Genomic DNA, 7,874 nt, shown 5'->3' on the forward strand with positions numbered 1-7,874 from the left:
CGCCATCCACCAGTTTGTCGTCCTTCATCACCAGCATGTCGCGCACGGTCTGCTGCGCCATGGGTTGCGGCAACGTGGCTTTCCAGATGTTGTCGCGATCCTCGGACATGCGGCTCTTCGCCGCCGCCACCAGGGAAAGCGTGCCGTTGAGGCCCAATTGGTTGGCGAAGTTGGAATCGGTGGTGTACACATCGCCCCAGCGCATCGGCGGGCCTTGGCGCAAGGTGCCACGGGCTGCGACCACGCAGATCAGCAGGCAGACCACGAAGACCATGAGGCGTGCGTACCAAGGTGCAACCTGGCGCGTACTGATGCTGCCGCCGCTGAACGGGCCACGAGGCCGGGTCGCCCGGTCCGCGCCCTTGAACGCCAGGCTCAGGAGCCAGGTGCCAACGGCCCAGGCCAACAGGTAGCGAACCACCGGAAAACCATACCAGAGCATGCTCATCACGGTTTTCGGGTCTTCCTTCACGTACTGGAAGACCAGGCCGTTGAGGCGCTGGTGGAACTCTCGGTAGAAGTCCATCTCCATCAGGCCCAGGAACAACGCAATGCTGGACGCAATGGTCAGCCATAGGCGAAAGAACCCGCGTGCAGCCATGGCCCGCGCACTGAACAGCGCCAGGATCAACGGGATACTGAGGTAGACCACCAGCCGCAGGTCGAAACGCAGACCGTTGGAGAACGCTTCGACAAAGGTCGAGGCCGGTGTATCGAGGATCATTTCGCGGTTGTAGACCAGCAGCGCAAGGCGCAATGCGGAAAACATCACCATCATCACCAAGGCACACAGCAGCGTGTAGGCCAGATGCGATTTGACGGTCGGTTGCAGCAGGCGACTCGAAGCTCGCTGCTGACTCAGGGCGTCCGGGATTGCCATGTCGTTTTAGGACCCATTGGAAGTTGAAGTTTCAAAGTACAGCGGCGCCTTGCCCTCTTTTGGCCAATTCCTGGCTCCGGGGCTTGCGCGGTGCGCAAATGTTGCACGATCAACGGCGGCAATGCCATTGATTACTCTTCTGTCATTTCGACGCGGGCGAATTGTCTTGGAGGCGTTGTGAAAATTTTGTGCAACGCATATCTGGAAACACAATAAAGGTTTCGAGCTGAATGCAGGCTGCAATGGCGACTGACGGGCTAATGACGTATTTCCTGTAGGAGCACAGCTTGCTGGCGATGGCGGAATGTCAGGCATCATGGATATTGAACGTGCCGCCGTCATCGCCGGCAAGCCGTGCTCCTACAGGTGTTGAGGTGGCCGCCGTTTTTGGGCTCGGCGCCCCCCACTGTAGATCGGCGACAGCAAGCGCCGCGTTTTACTTCTCGGCGCGGGCCTTGAGATTTTTCAGCGTATTGAACGGCGCGTCCACTACGAACTTGTTCGCAACCATTGATGGAACGCTGCCTCCCGGCTCGGTGTGTACCTGGTAGGTCACTTCGATCTGATCACCCTTGGGAACGAATTTCCAGAAACCGTCGATCCTGGCGACGCGCACAAAGCCTTTTTCTTCAGGAAGATAGGTTGGCACGCCCTCGAGCTTGCGGGTCAGGCTGCCATCGGCACCTTCGATGGTGGTGACATGCAACACCGAGTCACGCGGGGTCACCGGCCATGGCGTATTGAATTGGGTGTAGGTCCAGCTCTGATCGCCTTCGTGCTTGAGCAACTTCTGGCTCTTGCACTCGTGAATCCAGGCGCAGGCACCCGGTACGTCTTCCTGCAGCGCGCGCAACTTGGCCATTGTGGTCTTCATCAGGGTCACACCCTGGTAGGCCTTGTAGTCGGAACCCGCCACTTCACTCAGGGAGACCTTGATGCCGTCTTCGTTCTTGGCGACTTTCCAATCTTCGGCCTGTGCAACCGAGGTGGCCAATACAGCCGTCAAACCACACAGCACAGCGATACGATGCAGCGAACCCATAATGTTATTCCTTATTGTTGAAATTCCGTTCGTTGACACATTACGCCGCCGTCATCTGCTCCCACCAGCCAATCAGCCTGATCGCTTCCTCACTGCTGCTGCCACACACCTCAACGTCGGCCTCGAAGGCCGAACACACGGCCGGGCGCTCCGGTTTGCCGAAAATATTGCACAGATTGTCGGCAGACAATTGCAGGCAGCGCTCCCCCGCGGCTTTGCCTTGTGGCATTCCGGGAATCGGCGAACTGATGGAAGGGGCAATGCAACAAGCGCCACAGCCCTCACGGCATTTCATGACGACAAGCACCTCACGACGAGCAATGTATAAAAGGACGGGGCACAGAGTAACCGCTAAAACAGTTGTTTTAAATTACCCTGCCATGGGTTTTTACCCGAACGGAGGCGTGACCGCCCAGTCTCCGACAAAGCGTCTGCCCTGCGGGTTGCGAATAGAGTCGACTTATCGCTTGAACTCAAACTCCAGCGCCGCGCCGTCGACTTCATGGCGTACTTCATTACGCAATTGCAACTGCATTTCGTTACTGATCAAACGACCGTTGAGCTGGAACTGGCTGCTTTTGTCACCGAACATTTGTGGTAACACAGGTTCGCGCTTAGGCAACGGCACAGTGCCGACGGGATCAAGCTCCTCAACCATATCCTTGGGCAGGCTTAGATCCAGGTTGGCTGAAGGAAGTTGGGTTTTCACCACTTCACTGGCCTGTTTCGACTTGGATGCAATCGGCGGGCGCTTTTTCACCGCCGCCGTTTTCTTCTGGACCGGTGCAGTTTTTTTCGCGGGCGCCGCTTTTTTCGTTGAAGTGCTCGCTGCCGGCTTTTCTTGAACAGAAGCGGCCAGAACGAATACCGGCTGAGCGCTGATGAACAGGCAGATCAACAAACAGGTGGTAGAAAAAATCGATTTCATGGATCCAACGGCGCACATCGCGCAATCGACAGCGGGGCCATATGCTCTCCTGTTGCAGGCGCCATGACAAGCGTGGGCAGGATTAACCTGCCCGCCACATCAAAAGCCGCCGGCCATCTCCTGGCAAAGCTGTGTGGCCAGCATGCCCAGGGTCATCAATGCGCGCTCGGCCTCGCGGTTCCACGGGATCCCGCAGTTGAGACGGATACAGTGATTGAATTGCTCGGTGTTACTGAAAATCAGCCCCGGCGCGATGCTGATGCCTTGCTGCAACGCACGCACGTGCAATTCCTGGGTGTTGACCCGCCCTGGCAGACTCACCCACAAAATGAAGCCGCCCGTCGGCCGCGTCATTTGCGTGCCCTCGGGGAAGTGCTGCTGCACCGCGAGCTGGAAGGCGCTGAGGTTCTTGCGGTACTCCTGGCGGATGTAGCGCAAATGGCGGTCGTAACCACCATTCTCCAGATAAGCGGCAATGCCCATCTGCGTGACGCTGCAGGCCGAGTGAGTGCTGAATGTCTGCAACCGCTGAATTTCCTGTTGGTACTTGCCGGCGATCATCCAGCCAATGCGCACGCCCGGTGACAGGGTCTTGGAGAAACTCGAACAGTAGATCACCCGATCCAGGCGGTCATAGGCCTTGAGGGATTTGGTGCGCCCCTGTTCGAACATCAATTCGCCGTAGATATCATCCTCGACAATCTGGATATCGAAGTCCGATGCCAGGCGCAGCAGCTGCTTCTGCCGCTCCTCGGGCATGGTGCCACCGAGCGGATTACTCAGGCGGGTGGTCAGTACCAGGGCCTTGATCGACCATTGGTTGGCCGCCAGTTGCAGGGCCTCGAGACTCATGCCGGTGGACGGGTCGCTAGGGATTTCGATGACTTTGAGGCCCAGCAGGTCGGCCAATTGCAACAGACCGTAGTAAGTCGGTGACTCGGCGGCAATCAGATCGCCGGGCCGGGTCAGCACCCGCAGAGACATCTGCAAGGCGTCAACGCAACCGTGGGTGATAACCACTTCCGAAGGGTCGACCACCACACCGGCATCGCGCATGCGGATTGCCACCTGTCGGCGTAACGGTTCGAAACCGGGACTGAACATGTAGCTGAACGCGCGAGGACTATGGAATCGGGTGACTTTGGCCAATTGCTGATGCAGTGCCCGTACCGGCAGATAATCGACACTCGGCACGGCGGCGCCCAAAGGGAACACACCTTCGCGGCGCGATTCGACCAACACCTGCTGGATGATACTGCTGCGCGTAACCAGACCCGGACGCTCGACCCGGGCGATATCCGGGGTTGGCGCGGTCAGGGCCGGCGTCTGGTGCACGTAGTAACCGGACTGCGGTCGGGCGCGGATCAGGCCCTGATCCTCGAGATTGGCGTACGCCTGCAAAACCGTGGCATGGCTGACATTGAGCTGCGAGCTCATCTTGCGCACCGAAGGCACGCGCTCCCCTGGCTGATAGACACCTCGGCGGATGTCTTCGGCCAGTTGCTGAGCAATACGTTGGTAGAGCAAGAGATTGGTCATGACGCAGCACTCGATTTCACGGGCATTTTATTCTTGTGTGAAACAATACCGGAACAGTTTGGAAGTGTACTGGGACAGTTGTCACAATAGTCGACAGTACAGTGCAGTGTCAGCAAAAACTGTACTGTTTTTGCGGGGTATCTGGCAGGCATAAAAAAACCCGGCGCTGTCTGGCAGGCCGGGCTTTCCAGTAACGCAACCCTTTAGCGGGCGGCGCCGAGCTGGCCCTTTTCGTCGGAGAACACAATTTCCACCCTGCGGTTCTGCGCACGGCCCCTTTCGGAGGCGTTCGCATCTACCGGGTATTCATCGCCATAACCTTCGACTTTGATCCGTTTGTCATCGATGCCCAGGTCCATCAACACATCAGCGACCGATTGCGCACGGTCACGGGACAGCTTGAGGTTTTCCTGTTTGCCGCCGGTACTGTCGGCATAGCCTTCGATGCGCACGACGCGTTTTGGGTTGAGCTGCAGGAACTGCACGATCTTCAACACTACGCGGTTGGCGGAGCTCTTCAGCTCTGCCTGACCGGTATCGAACAGCACATCGCCCAGGGTCATCACCAGGCCACGGTCAGTCTGCGTCGTGGCCAAGGCCACGATCTGCTCTTCAAGCCATTTGCCCTGCTGCTGCACACTGAGCAGCTTGGATTCGCGCAAGGCCAATTGCAGACGCTGACGCTCCAGTTCGAGCTTGGCTGCACGCTCTTCGTTAAGCACCTGATTGGTGTGCTCGCGGGCAATTTCGCTGTAGCGCTGGCTCAGATACGCGTAATGCACCACGTCAGAACCACTGCCCCAGTAAGTGGACAGACGGTCGGCACGTGCCAGGGATTCACCGGCACGAATCACATCCTTGGGCGCGATTCGCAGCACATTGGAGTCTTCCTTGACCTTCTGGAAATCGCTACCGGCCTGCTGCAACGCCGCCTCGCTGTGCTGACCGGCGCAACCGTAGAGGCTCGCGCATCCAGCCAGAATCAAACCACCGAGCACTGTTGACTTGAGGTTCATTGGGCATCTCCCAACTGCTTGCGCAGACGAGTGATGCGGGTGTTGAGTACGTCCAACTGTTCCTCGCTCTTGAGGGTCAAGACCCGAGCCTCAGCCAGACGCGCATCCAGCTCGGCCTGCTCGGCCCGCATCCGCGCATTCTTGTAGGACTGGTCGTCCATGCTGCCCTTGGCTCGCTTGAACTTGTCTTGCGCCAGCTTCATTTCCGGCACGTCGTCGGCCGTTGCGCCCACAGCCTTGGCTTGTTCGAGCGCCTGTTCGGTGAGGCGCATTTGTTCATTCGGCGCCGGATCGGCTGCACAACCCGCCAGAGCCAGAATGGCCAGGGCAGCGAAAAGAGGTCGAATACTCACTAAAAATCCCTACAGTTTTGGGGCGCTGACAGGTTGTTTCTGCCGTTGAGAACGTTGAGCGTTCCAGCGCTCGATATTGCGCAACAGCACAGCCTCCGTCAGCCCGGACGCGGGCAATTCTGTCATCTTTTTGGCCAGCTGTCCGCGCAACCAGGGATCGTTGCATGCCGAGTTATGGGAAACCGCCAGAAACAGCCCGGGTCTGTCGACCGGTTGCGCTCGGCCGATCAGGTCGTTGACCATGCCCAATGTCTGCGCCATCGCCATGCCGGAGTAACGTCCGGCCAGGACAAATTCCACCTCGCCCAGGAGTAGTTTCTGAAAGGCCTGAGTCAAATTGGCTGTGCGGGTAAGCGTCAATTTCTGCTCGGCAAATGTGCCAAAAGCCTGGGTCAAGCGAGACTTTTCCGACAAAGCGCCAGGATGACCTTGCAGGTCCTGCACGTCGTTGTAGACCAGTGGCGAATCTTTGCGGGTCCAGACCAGATAATCGTTTTCCAGCAAGGGTGGATGAATGTAATCCAGGGACTCCAGTTCACTGACTGTCAATGGAGCGTCGGCCAGCATATCCATACGACCACTGCGAACTTCATCCAGCGCCTGTGAACGTTTGCCGGCGTAAAGCACCTCGACCTTGATGCCCAACTCCCCTGCCACTTGCTGCAAAAGATCGACACTTGCGCCGATCAGATGTTTGGGGTTTTCCGGGTCTTGCCACAGATACGGCGGCGCATCGGGGCTACCGGTCACAACCAGGCGCTCGCACTTGCCTGCTGCTACGGACAGCGTGGGCAACAGCGCCAAACCCAGCAAACTCCACGCGAGACGCAGATCCATGGCAATGCACTCCGGTTAAGACCGTTTATATCCTGTAGGAGCGAGCCCGCTCGCGATGGTCTCAAATGCACCGCGTGTATCCAGGATCGCCACGTCATCGTTGACGTCCATCGCGACGGTGCGACGATTCGACAGGCTCGCTTCTACAGGGCAAAAATACAAAAAAAAAGCCCGACCAAACGGTCGGGCTCTTTATAAGTGAAGCGGCCGGATTAGACCAGCTTCTCCAGCTCAGGGATGGCTTCGAACAAGTCCGCCACCAGACCGTAATCGGCCACCTGGAAGATCGGCGCTTCTTCGTCCTTGTTGATCGCAACGATCACTTTGGAGTCTTTCATGCCGGCCAGGTGCTGGATCGCGCCGGAGATACCGACGGCGATGTACAGCTGTGGCGCAACGATCTTGCCGGTCTGGCCGACCTGCATGTCGTTGGGTACGAAACCTGCGTCGACCGCGGCGCGCGAAGCACCAACGGCAGCGCCCAGCTTGTCGGCCAGGGCGTACAGGTGTTTGAAGTTGTCGCCGTTCTGCATGCCGCGGCCGCCGGAAACGACGATCTTGGCAGCGGTCAGTTCCGGACGATCGGACTTGGCCAGTTCTTCGCCAACGAAGCTGGAGATGCCAGCGTCGTGAGCAGCAGAAACCGCTTCAATGGCAGCCGAACCACCCTCAGCGGCAACCGGGTCGAAACCGGTGGCACGCACGGTGATGACCTTGACCGCAGCGTTCGATTGAACGGTCGCGATGGCGTTACCGGCGTAGATCGGACGCTTGAAGGTGTCAGCGCTTTCTACCGAGATGATCTCGGAGATCTGGTCAACGTCCAGTGCAGCGGCAACGCGCGGCAGGATGTTTTTGCCGTTGGAAGTGGCGGCAGCCAGGATATGGCTGTAGCCCTTGCCCAGTTCAGCAACCAGTGGCGCGATGTTTTCCGGCAGCTGATGCGCGTAAGCGGCATTGTCAGCGTTCAGCACCTTGCTCACGCCCGCGATTTTCGCAGCGGCTTCAGCCACGGCGCCAGCGCCTTGGCCTGCAACCAGCACGTGGATGTCGCCGCCGATTTTGGCAGCGGCAGCAACGGTGTTCAGCGTGGCCGGGGCCAGCACTTTATTGTCGTGTTCAGCAATAACCAAGATAGTCATTTAGATTACCTTCGCTTCGTTTTTCAGTTTCTCGACCAGTTCAGCCACCGACTTGACCTTGATACCCGCGCTGCGTGCAGCAGGCGCTTCGACTTTCAGGGTCTTGTTGGTGGAGGCGGTGGAAACGCCCAAAGCGT

Annotated in this window: 8 protein-coding genes and 2 pseudogenes; all 10 read right to left on the minus strand. The window is 58.3% G+C overall.

Going from position 1 to position 7,874, the window contains the following annotated elements; all coding sequences use genetic code 11:
* A pseudogene (locus D8V06_RS24970) lies at positions 1 to 880 on the minus strand (LTA synthase family protein); the annotation flags it as partial.
* A 436-nt stretch (positions 881 to 1,316) separates the two neighbouring features.
* Positions 1,317 to 1,922 (minus strand): START domain-containing protein, encoded by a 606-nt coding sequence (locus D8V06_RS24975; RefSeq protein ID WP_130907336.1) that lies wholly within the window; start codon positions 1,920 to 1,922, stop codon positions 1,317 to 1,319.
* A gap of 40 nt (positions 1,923 to 1,962) precedes the next feature.
* The gene (locus tag D8V06_RS24980) at positions 1,963 to 2,217 is read right to left on the minus strand and encodes a YkgJ family cysteine cluster protein (RefSeq protein WP_130904160.1); all 255 of its coding nucleotides are present in this window, start codon (positions 2,215 to 2,217) and stop codon (positions 1,963 to 1,965) included.
* Between the two features lie 165 nt (positions 2,218 to 2,382).
* The gene (locus D8V06_RS24985; RefSeq protein ID WP_056856894.1) at positions 2,383 to 2,850 is read right to left on the minus strand and encodes a hypothetical protein; all 468 of its coding nucleotides are present in this window, start codon (positions 2,848 to 2,850) and stop codon (positions 2,383 to 2,385) included.
* A gap of 99 nt (positions 2,851 to 2,949) precedes the next feature.
* Positions 2,950 to 4,389, minus strand: a complete 1,440-nt coding sequence (locus D8V06_RS24990) for a PLP-dependent aminotransferase family protein (RefSeq protein ID WP_056856489.1) — start codon at positions 4,387 to 4,389, stop codon at positions 2,950 to 2,952.
* A 203-nt stretch (positions 4,390 to 4,592) separates the two neighbouring features.
* Complete coding sequence (locus tag D8V06_RS24995; RefSeq protein ID WP_130904416.1) at positions 4,593 to 5,405, minus strand: OmpA family protein; 813 nt, start codon at positions 5,403 to 5,405, stop codon at positions 4,593 to 4,595.
* Positions 5,402 to 5,758 carry a DUF4398 domain-containing protein gene (locus D8V06_RS25000; RefSeq protein WP_056856491.1) on the minus strand — a complete coding sequence of 119 codons (357 nt, stop codon included), beginning with the start codon at positions 5,756 to 5,758 and terminating at the stop codon, positions 5,402 to 5,404. Before D8V06_RS25000 ends, D8V06_RS24995 begins: the two co-directional genes overlap by 4 nt.
* A 9-nt stretch (positions 5,759 to 5,767) precedes the next feature.
* A complete protein-coding gene (locus D8V06_RS25005; RefSeq protein WP_130932017.1) occupies positions 5,768 to 6,595 on the minus strand; it encodes a transporter substrate-binding domain-containing protein in 828 nt (275 codons plus the stop codon).
* Positions 6,596 to 6,807: 212 nt separating this feature from the next.
* Entirely contained in the window at positions 6,808 to 7,737 is a 930-nt protein-coding gene (locus tag D8V06_RS25010; RefSeq protein ID WP_130932018.1) for an FAD-binding protein, read from the minus strand.
* Positions 7,738 to 7,874 (minus strand): annotated as a pseudogene (locus D8V06_RS25015) (electron transfer flavoprotein subunit beta/FixA family protein); the annotation flags it as partial.

Origin of the sequence: Pseudomonas sp. Sample_24 (assembly GCF_004307605.1) — a bacterium.
Taxonomy (GTDB): domain Bacteria; phylum Pseudomonadota; class Gammaproteobacteria; order Pseudomonadales; family Pseudomonadaceae; genus Aquipseudomonas.

Excerpts from the sequence above, each read along its gene's own strand:
- D8V06_RS24980 (WP_130904160.1), bottom strand. The coding sequence starts at position 2,217 with ATGAAATGCCGTGAGGGCTGTGGCGCTTGTTGCATTGCCCCTTCCATC.
- D8V06_RS24995 (WP_130904416.1), bottom strand. The coding sequence starts at position 5,405 with ATGAACCTCAAGTCAACAGTGCTCGGTGGTTTGATTCTGGCTGGATGC.
- D8V06_RS25010 (WP_130932018.1), bottom strand. The coding sequence starts at position 7,737 with ATGACTATCTTGGTTATTGCTGAACACGACAATAAAGTGCTGGCCCCG.
- D8V06_RS24985 (WP_056856894.1), bottom strand. The coding sequence starts at position 2,850 with ATGAAATCGATTTTTTCTACCACCTGTTTGTTGATCTGCCTGTTCATC.
- D8V06_RS24975 (WP_130907336.1), bottom strand. The coding sequence starts at position 1,922 with ATGGGTTCGCTGCATCGTATCGCTGTGCTGTGTGGTTTGACGGCTGTA.
- D8V06_RS24990 (WP_056856489.1), bottom strand. The coding sequence starts at position 4,389 with ATGACCAATCTCTTGCTCTACCAACGTATTGCTCAGCAACTGGCCGAA.
- D8V06_RS25005 (WP_130932017.1), bottom strand. The coding sequence starts at position 6,595 with ATGGATCTGCGTCTCGCGTGGAGTTTGCTGGGTTTGGCGCTGTTGCCC.